The sequence below is a fragment of the Mucilaginibacter sp. CSA2-8R genome (assembly GCF_038806765.1).
Lineage (GTDB): Bacteria > Bacteroidota > Bacteroidia > Sphingobacteriales > Sphingobacteriaceae > Mucilaginibacter.
Genome location: NZ_CP152389.1, coordinates 2,129,899 through 2,150,710, shown reverse-complemented (window position 1 = coordinate 2,150,710; position 20,812 = coordinate 2,129,899). Strand labels below are relative to the sequence as shown.

21 protein-coding genes are annotated in these 20,812 nt (G+C 41.6%); 19 read left to right on the top strand and 2 right to left on the bottom strand.

Annotation, left to right across the window (positions count from 1 at the left end; translation table 11 throughout):
- Positions 1-76 precede the first annotated feature (76 nt).
- Complete coding sequence (locus AAGR14_RS09085) at positions 77-451, top strand: helix-turn-helix transcriptional regulator (protein WP_342648271.1); 375 nt, start codon at positions 77-79, stop codon at positions 449-451.
- Positions 452-661: 210 nt separating this feature from the next.
- Positions 662-961, top strand: a complete 300-nt coding sequence (locus AAGR14_RS09080; RefSeq protein WP_342648270.1) for a hypothetical protein — start codon at positions 662-664, stop codon at positions 959-961.
- Between the two features lie 26 nt (positions 962-987).
- On the opposite strand, the gene AAGR14_RS09075 is transcribed toward AAGR14_RS09080, so the two are convergent.
- The gene (locus tag AAGR14_RS09075; protein ID WP_342648269.1) at positions 988-2,430 is read right to left on the bottom strand and encodes a tetratricopeptide repeat protein; all 1,443 of its coding nucleotides are present in this window, start codon (positions 2,428-2,430) and stop codon (positions 988-990) included.
- A 168-nt stretch (positions 2,431-2,598) separates the two neighbouring features.
- Here AAGR14_RS09075 and AAGR14_RS09070 point away from each other — a divergent pair, with 168 nt between their 5' ends.
- From AAGR14_RS09070 to AAGR14_RS09035, 8 genes are all read left to right on the top strand, one after another.
- On the top strand, positions 2,599-2,769 hold the full coding sequence (locus AAGR14_RS09070) for a hypothetical protein (RefSeq protein WP_342648268.1): 171 nt from the start codon (positions 2,599-2,601) through the stop codon (positions 2,767-2,769).
- Positions 2,770-2,790: 21 nt separating this feature from the next.
- On the top strand, positions 2,791-2,997 hold the full coding sequence (locus AAGR14_RS09065; protein ID WP_342648267.1) for a hypothetical protein: 207 nt from the start codon (positions 2,791-2,793) through the stop codon (positions 2,995-2,997).
- A gap of 274 nt (positions 2,998-3,271) precedes the next feature.
- Positions 3,272-4,642, top strand: coding sequence for a dipeptidase (locus AAGR14_RS09060; RefSeq protein ID WP_342648266.1), 1,371 nt, complete (start codon positions 3,272-3,274; stop codon positions 4,640-4,642).
- A gap of 133 nt (positions 4,643-4,775) precedes the next feature.
- Entirely contained in the window at positions 4,776-6,122 is a 1,347-nt protein-coding gene (locus AAGR14_RS09055) for a deoxyguanosinetriphosphate triphosphohydrolase (protein ID WP_342648690.1), read from the top strand.
- Positions 6,123-6,312: 190 nt separating this feature from the next.
- Positions 6,313-7,056 carry a DUF4290 domain-containing protein gene (locus tag AAGR14_RS09050; RefSeq protein WP_342648265.1) on the top strand — a complete coding sequence of 248 codons (744 nt, stop codon included), beginning with the start codon at positions 6,313-6,315 and terminating at the stop codon, positions 7,054-7,056.
- A gap of 183 nt (positions 7,057-7,239) precedes the next feature.
- Positions 7,240-8,547, top strand: a complete 1,308-nt coding sequence (gene murA / locus AAGR14_RS09045; RefSeq protein WP_342648264.1) for a UDP-N-acetylglucosamine 1-carboxyvinyltransferase — start codon at positions 7,240-7,242, stop codon at positions 8,545-8,547.
- 112 nt (positions 8,548-8,659) lie between these two features.
- On the top strand, positions 8,660-9,877 hold the full coding sequence (locus tag AAGR14_RS09040) for an MFS transporter (protein ID WP_342648263.1): 1,218 nt from the start codon (positions 8,660-8,662) through the stop codon (positions 9,875-9,877).
- 119 nt (positions 9,878-9,996) lie between these two features.
- A complete protein-coding gene (locus tag AAGR14_RS09035; RefSeq protein WP_342648262.1) occupies positions 9,997-10,629 on the top strand; it encodes an HAD family hydrolase in 633 nt (210 codons plus the stop codon).
- Here AAGR14_RS09035 and AAGR14_RS09030 read toward each other — a convergent pair.
- Positions 10,626-11,144, bottom strand: a complete 519-nt coding sequence (locus AAGR14_RS09030) for a DinB family protein (RefSeq protein ID WP_342648261.1) — start codon at positions 11,142-11,144, stop codon at positions 10,626-10,628. The genes AAGR14_RS09035 and AAGR14_RS09030 overlap by 4 nt on opposite strands.
- 152 nt (positions 11,145-11,296) lie before the next feature.
- Between AAGR14_RS09030 and AAGR14_RS09025 the strand changes: the two genes are divergently transcribed.
- The 9 genes from AAGR14_RS09025 (at position 11,297) to AAGR14_RS08985 (ending at position 20,396) form a co-directional block, all read left to right on the top strand.
- Entirely contained in the window at positions 11,297-12,772 is a 1,476-nt protein-coding gene (locus tag AAGR14_RS09025; RefSeq protein WP_342648260.1) for a PQQ-dependent sugar dehydrogenase, read from the top strand.
- 200 nt (positions 12,773-12,972) lie between these two features.
- The gene (locus AAGR14_RS09020) at positions 12,973-14,409 is read left to right on the top strand and encodes a L,D-transpeptidase family protein (protein ID WP_342648259.1); all 1,437 of its coding nucleotides are present in this window, start codon (positions 12,973-12,975) and stop codon (positions 14,407-14,409) included.
- 269 nt (positions 14,410-14,678) lie between these two features.
- Entirely contained in the window at positions 14,679-15,392 is a 714-nt protein-coding gene (locus tag AAGR14_RS09015) for an HAD family hydrolase (RefSeq protein ID WP_342648258.1), read from the top strand.
- The gene (locus AAGR14_RS09010) at positions 15,364-16,212 is read left to right on the top strand and encodes a phosphoribosyltransferase family protein (RefSeq protein WP_342648257.1); all 849 of its coding nucleotides are present in this window, start codon (positions 15,364-15,366) and stop codon (positions 16,210-16,212) included. Before AAGR14_RS09015 ends, AAGR14_RS09010 begins: the two co-directional genes overlap by 29 nt.
- Positions 16,202-16,756, top strand: a complete 555-nt coding sequence (locus AAGR14_RS09005) for a TerD family protein (protein ID WP_342648256.1) — start codon at positions 16,202-16,204, stop codon at positions 16,754-16,756. Before AAGR14_RS09010 ends, AAGR14_RS09005 begins: the two co-directional genes overlap by 11 nt.
- A 13-nt stretch (positions 16,757-16,769) precedes the next feature.
- Positions 16,770-17,384, top strand: a complete 615-nt coding sequence (locus tag AAGR14_RS09000; RefSeq protein ID WP_342648255.1) for a TerD family protein — start codon at positions 16,770-16,772, stop codon at positions 17,382-17,384.
- Positions 17,385-17,425: 41 nt separating this feature from the next.
- The gene (locus tag AAGR14_RS08995; protein ID WP_342648254.1) at positions 17,426-18,535 is read left to right on the top strand and encodes a toxic anion resistance protein; all 1,110 of its coding nucleotides are present in this window, start codon (positions 17,426-17,428) and stop codon (positions 18,533-18,535) included.
- 9 nt (positions 18,536-18,544) lie between these two features.
- A complete protein-coding gene (locus AAGR14_RS08990) occupies positions 18,545-19,510 on the top strand; it encodes a hypothetical protein (RefSeq protein WP_342648253.1) in 966 nt (321 codons plus the stop codon).
- 70 nt (positions 19,511-19,580) lie between these two features.
- Entirely contained in the window at positions 19,581-20,396 is an 816-nt protein-coding gene (locus tag AAGR14_RS08985; RefSeq protein ID WP_342648252.1) for a DUF475 domain-containing protein, read from the top strand.
- Positions 20,397-20,812: the final 416 nt, after the last annotated feature.

Sequence of the window (20,812 nt, the reverse complement as noted above, 5' to 3'; positions counted from 1 at the left end):
CGACCTTTTGTGTTGGTGGCATATACTTTGAATTGCAATAGGTAAGTTACACTCTTACATATATTCACTAATTAAAATGAGCCCGTTAATCAACAACAAAGCCGTTAACTCAGTAGGAAATAATATTCGCACATTACGTCATCAGCGTGGCTGGAGCCAAGAAGATGTAGCAAACCGTTTGGGCATTTCTATCCCTGCCTTTTCTAAAATTGAAACCGGTATTACTGATGTAAATCTTTCACGCCTGGAGCAGATTGCCAACATTTACGAAATTACTGTAGTTCAGTTGTTGGGCTTAGGGCTTACCGAAAGCGAAAAACAATACTCAAGCATGAGCGCAGCACAGAAAAAGCTGAACGCGCGTGAGGCAGAGATAGCCGATTTACAACGCAAAGTGATTGAGCTTTACGAAGAGTTGCACAACCGCAAGATGGTTGCCGCATCAATGTAAACGGCATTGTTGTTTGCTATAACTTACACTTCTGTTTTAAAATTGGTATACTTAAACCGAATATTTTGTAAGTTATGGCACACCTTTAAACGATAGGTTAATTTAATTTATCACTAAACAACATTATCACTTTTTTGCTCCCTTTGGCATGATTTACCCACATTTGGAGTAATAATTGCAAGAAATGGTTGCAACAATACGCTACCTACTATGACAAATTACCTGTTATCAACTTCGACGGATACGAACCAAAAGCTGGGCACTATCCACGATCCTGATACGAAACTTAAAGTTAAAGTGATTGATTTACTTAAATCTAAGTTCAGGCCAAAAAAAGGGGAGATCACGTTTTTTGTGACCGATGGTAATAAGAAACTTGCGTTTGAAACTCAAGGCTATCAAAAGCACCGCAAATTACTAATTCTACAGATGGTTGCCTGGTATTGCATGTATTTGGGCTTATTAGAAGCAAAGATACACTCAAACCTACCAATGCTTAAAATAGCGTAAATTTATATTCCGTTCGCAGTACCTTATTATAGGTTGCTGCGTTCTGGATTGTGTAACATATCGCTCATATCTAAAATCTTGTCATCGATTTCTGATACACATTTTATCATAAGCTGAATACATTCTTCTTGGCTTACCAGCCCCTCTTGTTCCAGATTCATTAAGCCTTTTAAGGTAGCTATCGGGCCACGTACTTGATGCGATAAGTGCGATGAGTAATCAGAGAGCTTTTTATTTTTCAACTGTAAGTCTTTGGTACGATCATCAATAATCTCTTCCAGGTAATGATTGATTTTGTCGAGATTATCTTTTTGTGTAGATATTTCGGCATTCAGATCCGTAAGCATTTTGTTGGTTTCTGCCTTCCGCTTTACATTGTTCACCAATAATAAAATCACCACAATTAAACAGGCGGCCAGTACAATAGTGCTAATAAACTTATTACGATCATATTTCTGCCGCATCAGCATTGCGTTTTTTTCCTGACTTAACTTATCTTTCCGGTAGTTTGCCTGAAATAGACTTAATTCGGCAGAATTTCGGGTGCTATATTGTATACTGTCTATCCGGTAAATGTCCTGCAAATGACGAAGTGCCTTTTCAAAATTCTTGCGCTTTAACTCGAGCCGGTACGAGTTCATCCGGTAAATCTGCAATATGCTCGCGTTGTCAATAAGCTCAGCGTATGCTTTACCTTCCTCCAGGCTTTTTTCAGCCTTATCAAAATCATTCTGCTCTGTAAATATGGAAGCAAGCGTTAGATTGATTTGTGCAATAAGCTGATTATATTCATGCTCTTTCGCTGTTTTGAGCGCGTCATAAAGGTAGCTTTTTGCTCTATCGGGGTGCCCTGTGATTGACTCGATGATACCTAAATTGGTTAAAACAACACCTAAGAGATCCGACTCGTTCAACTCTTTGATGATATCATAACTCTTGTGATAGTTCACAAAAGATTTTGTATAGCTTTTTTGTAGCTGGTAAACGTTTCCGTAATTTAAATAAATGGAAGCCAATATAGTTTTGTTATCAAGCCGACGGCTATGATATAAGTTCATAGCAGAGTCTAAATAACTTATACATTGATCATAATCCACATTTTGATATAAAGAACTGATGTTTAGATATATCCTCACTTCTCCAAGTACATTAAAGAGATTTTTGTATACATCTAACGCAAACGAAAAACTTTCTATCGCCTTTTGAGAGTTTCCTAAATAACTTTCAGCTAAGCCGCGAAGCCGAAGTGCGTCAGCTTCACCTTTTTCATATCCTAATTTCTTTGCGAGGTTGAGTGCCCGATCAGCATACTTTAAAGCCTGCGAGGGATCAGTCATTCGCATATCGAAACCTCGTATTGTTAAATCTATAACCTCGGTAGTATCCTGCTTACCATAATAATTCGCACCTATTGCGTACGAACTAATCGCTGAGATTACTAAAATAAGACAGGTTATAAGTTTCTTCATTAAAGGCTTTTAGAAGTATTCTGCATCAAATATTATAAATATAAAAAAGATTAGCTACCGAAACTGGGCAAAACTTTTTTTTATTTTTTTTTTGGTGTATAAAAAACTTAATTATATTTGTAGTGTTACTTCATATAACACATACAAGATACTATAAAACAAAATATTATGAAAAAATTTATTTACATTGCAGCGTTGTTTATTTCAACAGGAATTATCTCATCTTGCACCAAAGAAAATGGTGTAAAACCAACAGTTTCCAAAGTTGCTGGTGAACCTACTATTGACAATCCTCCAATTCCTGCAGACGGCGGCATTGATCGTCCAAAAAAACCGTAATTAAATTTAATATATACCTGCATGAAAACACTCTTAACATCGGTAGCTGTATTGATTATATCCGGAACACCGTTTACAAAACCTGTTCATAATCTTCGTACAAAGGCGGACAGCAATAGGACAAGTAAATTTTCAGCACTTAAACTTGCCGAAGCAAAAGCTTTTTTGAGTAGAGCAAACGTTAGGCAAGACAAGATTTACCCGATATCCGCAGATGGCGGCATATAGTAAAATGATATCAGTCATAGCGATAGGTTAAGAGTACAAGTTATATATAGATATTTTCGGCAATTTAATTGCCTTAATATTAAATATTTTCCCCTGCAATCATTAGGTTGCGGGGGATTTTTTTTATATCTCTAAGTGTTTGTTGAAACAGCTATTGCTACAACAGCTCTTGCACTTTAAAGCGCTTCATTTATAGATTATTTATATCGCATGATGATTTATAAATACTACTACCCTGCTTATATATTTTATATTTGCTTTTTCAGTAAAGCATATGCAAGAGATTAAACAGTATATTGAAAATCATAAAGAACGTTTACTAAACGAGCTTTTTGAGCTGCTGCGCTTTCCATCGGTAAGCGCCGACCCTAAATATAAGGCGGATGTGTTGAAGACAGCTGAATACACCGCTAATAAACTACGAGAGGCTGGTGCAGATAATGTAGAAGTTTGCCCAACAGCCGGCTATCCTATTGTGTACGGCGAGAAAATTATTGACAGCTCAAAACCTACAGTATTGGTTTATGGACATTATGATGTGCAACCTGCCGATCCGTTAGAATTATGGAAAACGCCGCCTTTCGAACCAACCGTTCGGGATGGTAAAATTTATGCACGCGGTGCATGCGACGACAAAGGCCAGTTTTACATGCACGTAAAAGCTTTTGAGTTAATGATGCGTACTAGTACCCTGCCCTGCAACATCAAATTTATGATTGAAGGTGAGGAAGAAGTAGGCTCTAACAATCTGGGCATTTTTGTTAAAGAAAACAAAGAGCGGTTAAAAGCCGACGTTGTATTGATTTCTGACACATCAATGCTGAGCATGGAAACCCCCTCGCTCGAAACAGGCCTTCGTGGCTTATCATATCTTGAAGTAGAGGTGGTTGGCCCTAATCGCGATTTACACTCAGGTGTTTATGGCGGTGCCGTAGCTAACCCGGCCACTATACTGGCTAAAATGATTGCCTCGCTGCACGATGAAAACAATCATATTACCATACCTGGCTTTTATGATGACGTAGCCGAACTTTCGGCCGAAGAGCGTCAGGCATTAAACGCGGCACCTTATGATGAAGATGCCTACAAGAAAGACTTAGACATTGCCGATGTTTGGGGCGAAAAGGGTTACTCTACCCTCGAACGCACCGGCACCCGCCCAACGCTTGAGGTAAACGGTATTTGGAGCGGCTACATTGGTGAAGGCGCCAAAACCGTATTGCCATCAAAAGCCAACGCCAAAATATCCATGCGTTTGGTACCTAACCAAACATCGGACAAAATTACACAGTTATTTACTGAGCACTTTACCCGTATTGCACCGCCATATGTTAAAGTACAGGTAACGCCACATCATGGCGGCGAGCCTGTAGTAACGCCAACCAACAGCGTGGCTTACCAGGCTGCTCAAAAAGCAATTACTGAAGCGTTTGGCGTAGCTCCTATACCAACCCGTGGTGGCGGCAGCATTCCTATTGTAGCGTTGTTTGAAGCCGAACTGGGCATCAAAACAGTGTTAATGGGTTTTGGGCTGGACAGCGATGCACTGCACTCCCCTAACGAAAAATACGATGTTTATAATTACTATAAAGGCATCGAAACTATTCCATTATTTTACAAGCACTATGCAGAAATGAGCAAATAACTGCTGTGCCTAATAAGTGCCTATAAAAGCGCCGTTACAATGATCTTGGTTAATCTTTACACATGTTTAGCTGAGGTCGTTTTAACGGCGTTTTTTATATCCGTTATTTTCATTGTAACTTGCCGACCGTATGATGTATTGGGAAAAACTGATATCGGCAAAACGCTGGGGTGTTGAAAACGCAGAAACGCAGGATCAAGACAAAGCACGGTCACAGTTTCAAAAAGATTACGACCGACTTATTTTCTCTTCGCCTTTCCGTAGGCTGCAAAATAAAACGCAGGTTTTCCCGCTGCCGGGTAGTGTGTTTGTGCACAACCGCCTTACCCATAGCCTGGAGGTAGCCAGCGTTGGCCGCTCGTTAGGCACTATATTTTACAACAACCTCAAAAAGCAGGACCCGGAGGTAGATAAACGTCTGCCGCTCATTAGCGAGGTAGGTAACATGGTAGCCGCCGCCTGCCTGGCGCATGATATGGGTAACCCGGCCTTCGGTCACTCTGGCGAGTCGGCCTTGTCGCGTTACTTTACCGATGGCGACGGTGCCCAATACCGCAACCAGCTGACCGATCAGCAATGGCATGATTTAATCCATTTTGAAGGTAACGCCAATGCCTTTCGTTTGCTTACTCATGGCTTTACTGGTAAGGGTAACGGTGCTTTTGCATTAACTTATACCACGCTCGCCTCCATTGTCAAGTATCCATGTGCTGCTGTAGCCGGGCACGTAAAAGGCAATATACATCAAAAAAAGTATGGCTTTTTCCAGTCGGAACAAAACAGCTTCCAATACATTGCCGAAGAGTTAGGGCTGATTAAGTCATCCGAAAATCCGCTCATCTACAAGCGCCATCCGTTAGTGTATTTAGTTGAAGCGGCTGATGACATCTGTTACAACATAATCGATTTGGAAGATGCACATCGCTTAAAAATATTATCATACGATAAAATAAAAGAGCTGCTGATGCCAATTTGCAACAGCACGCGCATGAGTAGCTGGCTGGAAAACGAGTTTGAAGACGAAGATGCCAAAGTAAGCATCATGAGGGCAAAAGCCATCAACAACCTTATTAATGCTTGTTCACAACTGTTTATGGCCAACCAAAAAGCTATCCTGAGCGGCAATTTTAATATGGGTTTAACTGATGCATTAGAAGAGCCATATTTAACACCTTGGAAAGAAATTAGTAAAATATCTGTGGCTAAAATTTACAACTACCAATCGGTAGTGCAGATAGAAGTGGCCGGTTACAAGGTAATGGCAGGCTTGCTCGAAGAGTTTATACCGGCGGTGTTAATTAATAATTCGGCTTACCACAAAAAACTAATACAGTTAATACCCAAACAGTTTATCACTGATAAGCAGGATTTATATTCCAGAATACAAAGCGTACTCGATTTTGTATCGGGCATGACAGACCTATATGCTGTTGAGATATACCGTAATATTAAGGGTATTTCGTTCCCGGCAATTCACTGATACAGGAATATATTCCAGGAAAAATTTCCTGTTTTCATATTTTTTTCCTGTAACATAACACAAATAAATATATATTTGCGTTACCCATAGGTACAAGCAAGTACAACTTATCTTTTACAGCACCTGCACTTTCTTATTTTAATATAACATTGCGCAGTTAGCTTAAAAAAACTTTTATTCTGATTATTACATGGCTACAAAATATACGCCTGGAACTTTTGATTATAACTCAACCCGCAGTAAATTACTACTTACCGAATACGGCCGCAATGTTCAAAACATGGTTAAGTATATTGTGGCACTCCCAACTAAAGAAGAGCGTAACCGTTATGCCAACGTTGTGATTGAGCTGATGGGCTTTTTAAATCCACACCTGCGCGACGTTGCCGACTTTAAACATAAACTTTGGGACCATTTGCACATCATTTCTGATTATAAGATTGATGTTGACGCGCCCTACCCTTTACCAACGCCCGAGGCTATACATATTAAGCCGGAGCCTTTAGGCTATCCTCATCAGCGCATAAAATACCGTCATTACGGTAAAACTATCGAAATGATGATTGCCAAAGCTAAAAGCATTGACGAGCCGGCCCGCAAACAGCACATGGTGCAAGCCATTGCTAATTTTATGAAAATGGCTTATGTGCAATGGAACAAAGACTCGGTAACAGACGAAAGCATTCTGGCTGATTTGCGCGAACTATCTAACGGCGAATTAAAACTGGAAGATAACATCAACCTCAACAAGGTAGATGTACGTACACCTGTACAAAACACACGTAACAACAATCCGCGCAATAATAACCAGAACAATAATCGCGGTGGTCAGCAAAACCGTAATAATAATAACCAAAATCGCAACAATGGTGGCGGTCAGCAAAACCGCAACAATAATCAAAACCGCAACAACGGCGGCTCAAGAAAATATTAGGCTTCAGAGCTTTAACATTTATAAAAATAAAGCAACATACGCCCGCCGGCCGTACCGGATTTGGGCGTTTGCTGCTTTATTGTATTTTACATTAAAACCAATTTTAGTTTTTTGCAATTAACTTTACATCTTTGCAGAAACTTAACAGGCCATAGTGTCTGTTAAACACTATTGTAAATCATTATGAAGAATGCTTTTGTTATAAAGGGCGGTAAACGTTTAAAAGGCGAAATTATACCTCAGGGTGCCAAAAACGAGGCTCTGCAAATATTATCGGCGGTATTACTCACCAAAGAAAAAATAACCATCAGTAATATACCCGATATTAAAGATGTAAATAAGCTGATTGAGCTACTGGGCGATATGGGCGTTCAGGTGGAGCGGCTATCGGCCGATACCTATACTTTTGAGGCGGCTAACATTGACCTTGATTTCTTTAACTCGGATGCTTTTAAAGCCAAAGGTGGCAGTTTACGCGGCTCTATCATGATTGTAGGCCCACTGCTGGCCCGTTTTGGTAAAGCTTCGATCCCTAAACCGGGCGGCGATAAAATTGGCCGTCGTCGTTTAGATACCCATTTCCTAGGTTTCGAAAAGTTAGGTGCCCGCTTTAACTACAACCCGGAGAACGGATTTTTTAACGTAGATGCCTCTGATCTGAAAGGCACGTACATATTGCTGGACGAAGCCTCAGTAACTGGTACTGCAAATATTGTAATGGCGGCTGTTTTGGCTAAAGGTACAACCACCATATATAACGCCGCCTGCGAACCTTATTTGCAGCAGCTTTGTAAAATGCTGAACCGTATGGGTGCCAAAATTTCTGGCATCGGCTCTAACTTGCTTACCATTGAGGGGGTAACCGAGCTGCACGGCACCGAACACCGGATGCTGCCGGATATGATTGAGATCGGTTCTTTCATTGGTTTAGCTGCCATGACGGGTTCTGAAATTACCATCAAAAATGTACAGTACAAAGAGCTGGGCATTATTCCAGACACTTTTAGACGTTTGGGTATTAAATTAGAACTACGTGGCGATGATATTTTTATACCGGCACAAGACCATTACGAAATAGAAACTTTTATTGACGGTTCGATTATGACCATTGCTGATGCGCCGTGGCCGGGCTTTACCCCTGACCTGCTAAGCATTGTGCTGGTGGTTGCCACACAAGCTAAGGGCTCGGTGCTTATTCATCAAAAAATGTTTGAAAGCCGCTTGTTCTTTGTAGATAAGTTGTTAGATATGGGTGCCCAAATCATCTTGTGCGACCCGCACCGCGCTACGGTGATTGGTTTAGATAAACAGATGCAATTGCGTGGTATCTCCATGACATCGCCTGATATTCGTGCAGGCGTCTCTTTATTAATTGCCGCACTATCAGCTCAAGGCGAGTCTACTATTTACAATATTGAGCAGATTGAGCGTGGCTATCAGCATATCGACGAAAGATTGAAAGCATTAGGGGCCGACATTACCCGTATCTGATTACACAGGTAGATTGTCGATAATAAAACCACTGCTTTTACACCAAGGCAGTGGTTTTTTGTTTATGCAATGCCGGGTCAATTATTGGTTCAAATTTAAAACGGTAATTTTCATGTTAGCTTCTATTATTCATCTATATAAAAATGCTTACAGCGGCTTATCCAGGCATAGCTGGTATCTTTCATTGGTGCTATTGGTTAACAGAAGCGGCACCATGGTTATCCCATTCATGACTATTTATTGCACACAAAAGCTGCACTTCAGCATTGCGCAGGCAGGTGTTATTATGTCGATGTTTGGTGTAGGTTCGTTGGTGGGCGCTTTCATGGGTGGGCGTATTACCGACAAATATGGGTTTTATGATGTACAACTCGGCGCTTTGTTAAGCGGTGGTGTACTATTTCTAATATTAGGCTTTCAGGAAAATTTTTGGTGGATATGCGCTGTCTCATTTGCTTTAAGCGCCTGTAACGACGCCTTTAGACCAGCAAACTCAACCGCTGTAGCGCATTATAGCAACGCCGACAATCGCACCCGCTCCTACTCGCTCAACCGCTTGGCTGTAAACCTAGGCTGGGCTTGCGGCGGTGCTGCAGGCGGCTTTCTGGCTTCTATCAACTACCATTTGTTGTTTTGGGTTGATGGCTTTACCAACCTATTCTCGGCTTTATTATTACTTAGGTTGATGCCCAGGGCCGAGGCCGTGAAATCGCTGGCGCAAAAAGTAAAAAGTAAAGTGCCTGCAGCATCAGCCTTTAAAGATGGCATTTACCTTTGGTTTTCGCTGCTTAACGTACTGTTTGCTGTTTGCTTTTTCCAGCTTTTTACCATGCAGCCGGTGTTCTACAAAACGCAATGGCATTTCAGCGAGACGTTTATAGGCTGGCTGATGTCATTAAACGGCTTATTGATCATTGTTATTGAAATGGTGCTTGTACATAAAATGGACGGGCGCAGGCACCCGCTGATGTTTATTGCTGCAGGTGTATTAGTTACAGGTATCGGCTTTACGCTAACCAACCTCCTGCCAGCGGGTATAGCTACAGCATACCTCATTGTATTTTTTGTGACAATGGGTGAGATACTTAGCATGCCTTTCATGAATACCTTCTGGCTGTCACGCAGTAATAGCGAGAATACAGGACAATACGCTGGTATTTACAGCATGGCCTGGTCTGCTGCGCAGATATTAGCTCCTACTTTGGGTAGCCAGTTAATTGCTTATAACGGATATGCCTTGCTGTGGTGGGTACTGGGAGGCATTTGTTTGTTTTCGGCAACAGGCTATTTCGTTTTGTATAGTTTAAACTTTAAAATCGAATTAGGGTAAGTGCACCGCTCTCTGCTTAGTACCATAAAAGGTGATAAGCTTGTTTAATTATTACTCACCTTAGTTACCGTTTTATAAAGTTAGTTTAAACTGTATTGGAGTGCTATTGTTAGTTTAACATGATTAAAGCATTGATACTTGATTTAGACAATACGATTTTCCCGACAGCGTCTATTACCCCAGAGCTGTTTGAGCCTTTGCATAAACTGCTGGACGAACATAAAGATGAGTTTGGCGTAGACAAACTGCCCGAAATTAAAAAGCTGATGGCAAAAAAAGCATGGCAAAAAATTGCTGACCAGTTTGGCTTTAGCGAAGAGTTAACAAAAAAAGGTGCTGATATACTGCGCGAAAGCACTTATGATAAGCCTATTGAGCCGTTTGGTGACTACGATGAAGTGAGAAGCCTGTCGCATGATAAATTTTTAGTTACCATGGGTTTTACCAAAATGCAGCAGAGCAAAGTACGCATGTTAAATTTAGAAAGTGATTTCAAAGATATCAGCATCAACGACCCGGAAAAAACGGAGGATACCAAGAAAGAAATTTTTGAAGAAATTTTGAAAAAGTATCATTACCAGCCCAAAGAGGTACTGGTAATTGGCGACGACCCGGAATCCGAGATTGAAGCCGGTAAAGCCTTAGGTATACCAACTGTACTGTACGATAAAAAGAACGAATTTAACGACAATCAAGCCGACCACCACATTCATGATTTTTCGGAACTCACTAAAATTATCGGGCGATATTAATATAACCCGGACTGTAAAATTTTTACAGTAACCAATAGTTGCCCTACATGCCTCATGGTATGTTCGGCAGCATGGGTATACAAGCCTATCACTGTAGAAGGTGTTTGCGCACGGCCCACACCTCTAACTTCGGTAAGAATTTCCGAATTTTCCGCTGTCAATTGTTCGAGTGCCAAGTCTACCTGACGGTTAAAGTTGTTGAGCAGTATTTGTACCTGACCACTTTCAGACAGAGGCTTACCCTCTTGATGCAGTGCGTTTAACTGTTCGGGCGTAAGCATTTTCCCTCTGGCATAAGTAAACAGGCGATCTAATACGCCGGTTAAGTGCTGTAAATGAAAACCTGCAGAAGCCAATTCAGCCGGCTTTGTCCAAAGCATTTCTTCGTCAAAATCAGCCATTAAAGCATTAATTTCTTCGCGAGCCTGTAGCAATGCATGTGCCACGGGTTGCAGTAAGGCAGGCACCTCAGGCAATGGGCCGCGTAGCCATACTTCGGGTAAAAGGTTTGCCATATGAGCAAAGGTAACAAATAAGCTAACTTATAGAATGCGTCACAACATCCACGCATTTGGCTTGTAGTGTATTTATGCGATACTCCTTTTTGCTCTTAATATTTTTAATAAGTGGGTTTTCCACCGTTCACGCGCAAAGCGTCAGCGGCCCCATGCACGAAAAATTTTCGGCCCGCATCGTAGCCGACAAATTGAGCGATCCGTGGACAGTTATTTTCGGGCCAGATAATAACTTATGGATAACTGAGGCTCGTGGCTACCGGGTGAGTCGCATCAACCCGGCCAATGGTAAGAAGCAAATTCTGCTCGATTTAAACAACGAACGCAACTTTCCGCGGTACGACCGGATAAACAAAGCAAGTGGTGGCAAGCCCTGGCCACAAGGTGGCCTGATGGGTATGACCCTTCATCCGCAATTTTTAACCGGCAAACCTTTTGTGTACTTAGCTTATATCTATCGGTTTAAAGGTGCAGATGCCGACGGCGACGGCTGCGCCGTTAACAGCGGCGGTTGTTATTTCATAACCCGTTTAGTTAAGTACCGCTATAACACTTCAAAGCAAAAACTTACCAACCCCGAGATTTTGTGTGATAGTATACCTGGCAGTAACGATCACAACGGCGGTCGTTTACTTATTGCGCAAACCGGAAGCCAAAACTATTTATACTATTCGGTTGGTGATTTAGGCGCCGGACAGTTCAACAATGGCGGTCGCCCAAATCACGCGCAAGACACACGTTACTATGAAGGAAAATTGTTACGCTTCAATTTAGAGGCCGATGCAGACACCGGGCAGTATGACCGCTGGATACCGAACGATAACCCATTTAATTCAAGCCGCCAAAACGCGGTATGGAGCTACGGCCACCGCAATGCCCAAGGTTTGGCTTATGCCGTTGTAAACGGCAAGGGCTATATCTATTCGTCCGAGCATGGCCCTTACTCTGATGATGAAATAAATATTATTGAAAAAGGTAAAAACTATGGTCATCCGCTGGTAATAGGTTATGCGGATGGCAACTACGATGGTTTGGCCGCGAGTGTATCTGAAAACCAATTATTACCAGGCCAATGGCATACCACCTATCCATTAATAGTTAATGAAAAAGAAAATGCAGCCATGATAGGCCTGGCACTTTACCGCAACCCTATTAAAACACTATATCCCAACAGCCATACATTTTTAACCGGCCTGTTCAACAACATTAAACAGAACAGCCGAAAGGGCGCCGAGTGGCCATCGGAGGCACCAAGTAGTATTGCAGTTTACACCGCTGATGCAATACCAGGTTGGAAAAACTCACTCTTGCTGCCCACTTTAAAGGGCAGTAAGCTCGTCCGCTTAAAGCTGAACAATACAGGTACACAGGTAACCGGCGATACCATAAACTATTTTAAAGGGGATGTAAGGTATAGGGATGCTGCAATTTCGCCAGACGGAAAATCTATTTACCTTGCAGTAGATAGCAATGCCATATCATCAGGCCCATCAGCGCAAGACCCGCATAAAGTGAGCTACAGAGGTTGTATCATTGAGTTTCGTTACATTGGTCAGGACAAGCAACATTCCAAACAACCGGCGCCATCTACCATTACAGATAAAGCCATTAAACGTAAGCAAGAATAATTAGTCGAATGTAAAGTACCAACTGCTATAGTACTTGTGGTTATGGTACAGTGATTGCTTATGTTTTACACACTACTTTGAATATACCTATGATAACATCTACTCCACTTAACCGAATAGTGAAATGGCCTGCGCTTGTGTTAGCGTTTAGCGCCTTTTTTATACTGATGCTCCAGAGCTGTCACAAAAAGCGTTCTGACATGGCTCAAACCATTTACAGTGTAAACAAAAATAAAGCATTTAATAAGGTAACTCCCGAAGGCTTTACACCGGTGTTTCAAAAAGTTTTGGCCGAGAGAAAAAGCAAACTGCGTAACCCGGCACTAATTACAAGCTTTTATGAAAAAAACGAGTATGACCCGGTTTTAGTTTTAGACCACATGAAAGGCGAAGACTTAAAAACACTAGCCAGCTATTTAAAAAAGTCAGGCGAACATGGTCTTGACCCCAAGATGTTCAGAGCTGACGAGGTAAATAATCTGGTAAACAAGTTTTATAGCAAAGATGCCATCAAAACTACTGAAGAAGCTTACCAAAACATGGCCGAGCTGGAAGTAATGCTGGCCAACTCGCTTATTGACTACACCAATGCCTTACAGTACGGCGTAATTAGTCCGCGTAAAATTTACGCCCGCTATTACACCAATACGTTACGCCCAGATAGCAACTCTATGAATAAGGTTTTCGCTATCGCTGATATGAAAAAATTCTTAGATAGCGTTCAGCCAAAAAGCCCAGAATATATTGCAATGCAAAAAGCTTTAATGAGCCATGCGCAGGTAGCAGGTAAAACACCCGAAGAGACTGACCGTATTTTGAAGGTAAACTTGGAGCGCCTGCGCTGGAAAAATAAACCTGCAGATGCTAAATATGTAATTGTTAATATTCCAGATTACCGTTTAGATGTTATGGAGAATGGCAAATCGGTGATGAACATGAAAGTTTGCGTTGGCGAAGGCCGTAACATTGACCGTACAGATAACCTGATAGAGTACGACGAAAGGGATAAAGTAGATCGCCCTTTTTCGCGCGAAACACCGCAGCTTAATAGCATGATTTATTCAGTACAAGTTAACCCTATCTGGAACATTCCGCAAAGTATAGCAAGTAAAGAAATCATGGTGAAAGCAGCAAGTGACCCATATTACTTAGCTAACAATAATATTGATGTATATAAAGGCGGTAAAGTTGTGGATGATCCTGAAACCATAGATTGGGCATCGGCCAACAAAGATGACTACGCATTTAAACAGCGCTCTGGAGAAGGCAATGCTTTGGGCAAAATTAAGTTTTTGTTTAAAAACAGCAGCTCGGTTTACCTGCACGATACGCCGGCTAAACAAGCGTTTAACCAATCAATGCGTGCTGTTAGCCATGGTTGTGTACGGGTCGAACGTCCGTTAGATTTAGCCCATGCCCTTTTTGGCGATGGCAACAAATTTCAGACTATTAAGTCTGAAATGGAAAGCAGCGAAGATCCTAAAGCTACAGATTTGAGTTTGCCTAAAAAGATGCCTGTGTATCTAACCTATGCTACCTGCTGGATGGACAATACAGGTACCCTGCAATTTCGCCCGGACGTTTACGGTTTGGATATTGTGTTGTTTGCACACCTTAATAAATACCTGACTGCCTAAACAGCGTCATTTTGATAGCCGCAAAAGCCTTTAGCCAAAAGCTAAGGGCTTTTGTTTTTTCGACTGTAACATATCGCTCCCCCTGCCGTCTAAACAAGACAAACCTATTGATGAATATGCTGATAGCCAGTCTTTTTAAAACGAAGCCGTTTTTGATAAACTTGCTGGTAGCACAGAATTTACAATTTTGACGTTAATTTTTATTGCCTATCACAATTATAGTTTATACTTTAACTCCGTCATAAAGCCATTATCCGCCCCTAAACCCAATGACCGGCCACCAGCATTACTCGTTCGACCTTTGGTTAACATTGATTAAATCTAACCCGTTGTTTAAAAAGCATCGGAGTAAATACTTTCATCAGCATTTTAACTTTCAGCATATATCGCTCGAAGATGTGGAACAAAAGTTCAGAATGGTAGACTTAATGTGTAATGCCATTAACGAGCGTACCGGCAAAAATATTGATGCCGACGAGATGTACCTGATGGTGATCAGCCTTATAAACAATAACCAGATTAACCTTCACGATATAGACATCGAACATCTTTACACTCACATGGAAGCGTTAGTGTTTGATTATATGCCTCAGGTTTACGACCCGGATACTATTAATCTGCTGGCCATATTAAAAAGCAGGGGGGCAACCACCAACATTTTAAGCAATACCGGTTTTATTAAAGGCGTTACCTTGCGCAAAGTATTACAGCAATTAGCCCTTGCCCCCTACTTTGATTTCCAGCTTTACTCGGACGAAGCCGGTATGTCGAAACCTAACCCAGCTTTTTTTGAATTGATGATAATCCAGGCAAGACAACTTGCTCATGTACAATTGCAGAACATCACGCACGTGGGCGACAATCCTAGGGCGGACATCGAAGGAGCCCTTTATGCCGGCATAAACGCCACACTTATTAACAGTAACCAAGTATCTATCCTAACCTTAAACAATCATGAACCATCACACATATTCCCTTCATAAAATTAATAGCAGTAACAGCTTTGGTTTTAGCGCGACAGATTACAGTCGTTTCAAATTTGGCGATAACGCTGTATCCGCAAAATTTGGCAGGGCACTGGCTAAAGGCTTCATCAACGAAGTGATTGCTGCTATGCCCAAGGCGGCACAATTAGTAGTAATCAGCAGCCCTTACTCCTACATACCTACGGCTACCTTTGCCATGAAAAATTATTTTGTGGCGCAACTTAACCGGTGGCTGGCCGACAATGAATGGCCGGTATTACAAGAAGCCAAGGTGCACCGAACCGTAACTTATAAAGAAGATTATGGTGCGCTGGATGCCGAGCAGCGTTTAAAACTCATCAGCAATGACTCGTTTCATATTGATGCCGCATTTTTGCAGGGTAAAGTATTGCTGTTTTTGGACGACATTAAAATAACCGGCAGCCACGAGCGCATGATTACCAACATGATCAATACTTTTAATTTGACCAACGACGTTCACATGCTATATTTTGCCGAATTAGTGAACAACACCATCCACCCCAACATCGAAAACGATCTGAACTATCACGAAGTAAAGTCTATTTTCGACCTGGAGCAGATTATCAACAGCGGAAATTTTTGCATCAATACCCGCATTGTAAAATATATTTTAAACAGCGACCATCACGATTTCAGCCTGTTTATTTGCTATCAAACAAACGAATTTAATAACCATCTTTACGATATGGCTTTGGGAAACGGCTACCACATTATAGAAGCGTATAGCCAAAACCTGAATCATCTTAAAAGTTACATATTTATCAACCAACCAAAACTTGTACAACATGGCAATTAATTTGCAAAAAGGCCAGCGCGAAGCTATCAACGCACCCAAATTTGTAATTGGCTTAGGCTGGGATACCAACAGCACATCAACCGGCGGCAGCTTTGACCTGGATGCTTCCGTATTTATCCTGGGCGAAAACAAAAAGATTTTATCTGATGAGCACTTTATATTTTACAACAACCTGAAATCGCCCGACCAGGCCGTAGAGCATGCCGGTGATAACCTTACCGGTGCCGGCGATGGCGACGACGAGCAAATTCATATTGATTTATCGAAGATAGACCCACGGGCTACTGAAATTTGTGTGGTAGTAACCATTCATGATGCTGAAAACCGCCGTCAAAATTTTGGCCAGGTACGTAATTCGTTTATGCGCATATTTGATGCCGGCAGCGGTGCTGACTTGTTAAAATATGAACTAGAAGAAGATTTTTCGATTGAGACAGCCGTTGAATTTGGCCGTATTTACAAACGTAATAGCGAGTGGAAATTTGAAGCTATCGGCGCGGGCATGAAAGGCGGCCTGCAAGATTATTTAAACAAATACAACTAAACCTAAATTAAAAATGGCAATTAATCTGGAAAAAGGGCAACGCATCAGCCTAGAAAAAACTAACGGCAGCAAGCTTCAAAATATTTGTGTAGGCATTAACTGGGGCGCCATCGAAAAAAAGGGATTGTTCGGTTTAAGCACCACCAAAGAAGCGGTTGACCTTGATGCCAGCTGTGCCCTTTTTAACGCAGCTAAACAACCCGAAGAGGTAGTTTACTTTGGTAACCTGAAATCAAAAAATGGTGCTGTAAAGCACAGCGGAGATGATTTGGTAGGCGACATGAACGGCAACGACGGCATCGACAATGAAGTGATCACGCTTGATTTCTCGCAACTAAGCGACAGCACACAATACGCTGCCTTTGTTTTAAACAGTTTCCGGGGGCAGGATTTTGCTAAAATACCCTTTGCGTCAATCAGAATATATGAAGGCACACCTAACCGTGTGAACGAGGTTTTTGCCAAGTATGATATTGCGAACGGCGCACATTTTGCCGGCCACGTATCTATGGTGATGGGGGTATTTTACAAACGCAACGGCGAGTGGAAGTTTAATGCCATTGGTGAGCCAACGCAGGACAAAAAACTGCAGGAAACCGTTAACACCGTAATGCAAAAATATTTGTAATATAAATACCCCTGCACAGGGGTATTTACTAAATTTATATCATGGATAATAATACTTCGCTGCCGGCAGTACCCGAACTGAATACTAACGGCGCCAAGATAGACAAAGACGGCAACGTAAACCTGAGCCAAGTTACTACCGAGGATGTCAAAAAATATGAAGCCGTTAACCAATCGCTTAACCCTGCCGATGTAAACTCGATACTGAACTATGGTGCTAATGTACAAAACTCGATGGAGAAGTACAGCAACCAGTTTCTGGCTTCGGTGCGTACCTATAATTCGGGCGAGGTAGGTACACTGGTGAATGAACTGCTTACAGAGTTAAATTACATCGACATTGATGAGTTGAACCAAAGCGGTTTCAGCAAGTTTTTATCGGGGATTCCGTTTTTAAAGAAAATGGTATTTGACGTGCAGAAGCTTTTCCAGAAGTATGATACGGTTGTTAATAACATAGATAAAATTGTAAACAAGGTAAAAGCCGGCCGTATCAATTCCATTAAAGATAATGCCTCGCTGCAAACCATGTTTGATAGTAATGTTACCTACATCAAACAAATGGAAGAGCTGATTATTGCCGGTCAGGTTAAACATCAGCAATTGAGCGAACAGCTGGCTGCCATGGATGCCAATCCTAACGCCTACCAGGATTATGAGATTGCCGATATGCGCGATTTTGTAAACCGCCTGGACAAGCGCCTGGCCGATTTAAAAGTAGTTAGGTTTATTATGCTGCAATCGCTGGCGCAAATAAGGGTGGTGCAAAATAACAATACTTCGATTGCCGAAAAGGCCCAGTCGATTGTGTCAACCACCATTCCGGTTTGGAAAAACCAGCTAACTATTGCGGTGGCACTGCACAGGCAAAAGCAAAATGTGGAGATGCAGAAAAAGATCTCGGACACCACCAACACCATTTTGCAAAAGAATGCTGAGTTATTAAAGCAAAACAGCATTGATGTTGCCCGCGAAAACGAGAAAACTGTAGTATCTATTGATACGCTGAAACGCACTACACAATCGCTGATTGAAACCCTGAACGAGGTAAAACAAATACACGAGCAAGGTGCACAAAACCGCAAAACCTTAAATACTGAACTGGAAAACCTGGAAACAGAGTTAAAAAAGAACGTAACTAACCGGGGCTGATAAATATTGATGGATGAGAGAAGGGCAAGCGTTTTAAGCGAATCGGTACGGATATTAAGCAAGCTGCAAATTATGGCGGCTTTTTTTTCGGACGATATTATTTACAATATTTACCTGCGCAGCCAGGTGATACACCAGCTTTTTGAGCAAAACATGGAGCTTGATATTAACAAGCTGGAACTGTTTCACGTTCAGTTTACCGATACACTCATTGATTTGCTCAAAAAGATTAAAAAGACCAACGAGAAAAACGTAACCCTTTTATTCAACGAAATTGACCTTAACCGCGATGTAATTGCCCGGCTGGAGGCCGACAAGCTCACCCAGGCAGATTTTGATTTGCAAAAACAGCGGCAGGCGCTCAAGATAAACACCTCGTTAAGGCGATTGTATGAGTTATTGAGCGGTTACAGTAACGAGTACCCGTACTCAAAAAACATCAACGCGTTCAGCGCCAGGTTTTCGCCCTCGTTTTATCATGACATTACCGAGGATGTTTTAGCCCGGCTTACCAGCTACACCCCTGCCGAAGTTTATGATACGGCCCACGCCGTTATACAGCGCAAATTGATGGGCCAGCTTTGCAAGTACGACTTTAAAACTGAGTTTTTTTGCGGGCTAAAGGCAGGCAGCCTGATTATTGAAGTGTATAAGTTTACTGAAGCTGCTACTTACTTTCTATATTACCCATCGCGCAATTTGTTTTTGCTGTGTGATGCGGAAGAAATGAAAATGATTAATGCAGCGAGCCATGCTCCTGCCGCAGATAACTCATTGGTGTACGAACTCAAAAACAAAAACGACCAGTTGCAAAGCCGCGCGGCGCTGGTAAAAACGCTTATCCCACCCGAGGTAAAACAGTTGCTGGCAGAGCATTATAAAAAGATAACAGATATCGGTTTCCTGCAAAACATCAGTAACTTTGATGCACAGGCCAACATTTTAAAAACGATGCTGAATACCGATATGATGTAACAAGAAAAGCGTCGGCAGGTCTCATACACGTACACACACTTAAACTTTAAATCATTTACAAAACTCTACAATGGACTTTATTCACAAATTACTGGGCGACGACATACAGGCAGGCCTGCTGATTATTTTAAACCTTATTGTTATCGAAAGCTTGCTTTCGGTTGATAACGCAGCCGTGCTGGCCACCATGGTAATCGACCTGCCTAAAGAACAACGCAATAAAGCGCTACGTTACGGTATCATCGGCGCGTACGTTTTTCGGGGTATCTGTTTGTTTTTGGCCTCATGGCTGGTAAAGGTTTGGTGGTTAAAACCACTCGGAGGTTTATACCTGCTTTACCTTGCTTTTAACTATTTTAAAGGCAAAACTGCAGGCGGAGACTCCGAAGAAGAATCAGTTAATAAAGATGAAAGCTGGATCTACAAGTCGACTGTTGGCCTTATAGGCAATTTTTGGGCTACTGTAGCATTAGTCGAAATAATGGACTTAGCATTTTCCATAGATAATGTGTTTGCAGCTGTTGCCTTTACCGACCATGTATTTCTGATTTACACGGGCGTATTCATCGGCATCCTGGCCATGCGTTTTGTAGCGCAGGGTTTTGTGAAGCTAATGGAGAAGTTTACTTTTTTGGAGACGATTGCCTTTATTGTGATTGGCGTATTGGGTATAAAACTGGCAGCTTCGGTATATACCCATTTTTTCCCGCACACACCATTAGCCGAAATTATTGATGGCGAAAAAACCGACCTTTTTGTGTCTTTGTTTACCGTAGGTATTTTTGTTATTCCGGTGCTAACATCCCTCCTTTTTAACTTCCCGAAACGCCATGACGGAGACGCGGATGTTGCCGAAACAGCAGAAAACGTTTTGAAAGACCAATAATCTTAATACTTTTTAACTTTTGTGTTTTACAGATTAATCCGTTTAACTCAACATCACTTTTTATAGCAACAATGTTAAATTAACATTAAGCATATTTAAATTTAACGCCACCTAAATGCAAAGTGCAGCCTTTATAACAAGAGCTGCACTTTCTGTTTTAATATATTATAGCATGTTAAACCCAAAGCATCACTATTTGCAAAATAGATACAAAGTGAGTGTCAATTTAGTAGTATTAACTTCTCCCCGTTAAAATTAGCCTAATAAAACAACTGCTTAAAGCGCATTAATATCTATTTAGAATTGGTATTTTTTCTTATGCATTAAATAACATTAACTTTTAAGCCATATTAACCAGAAAACAACCCAACTTCAACTCACCGTTAATGAAGTGTTAATATGATAATTTTCGCTTA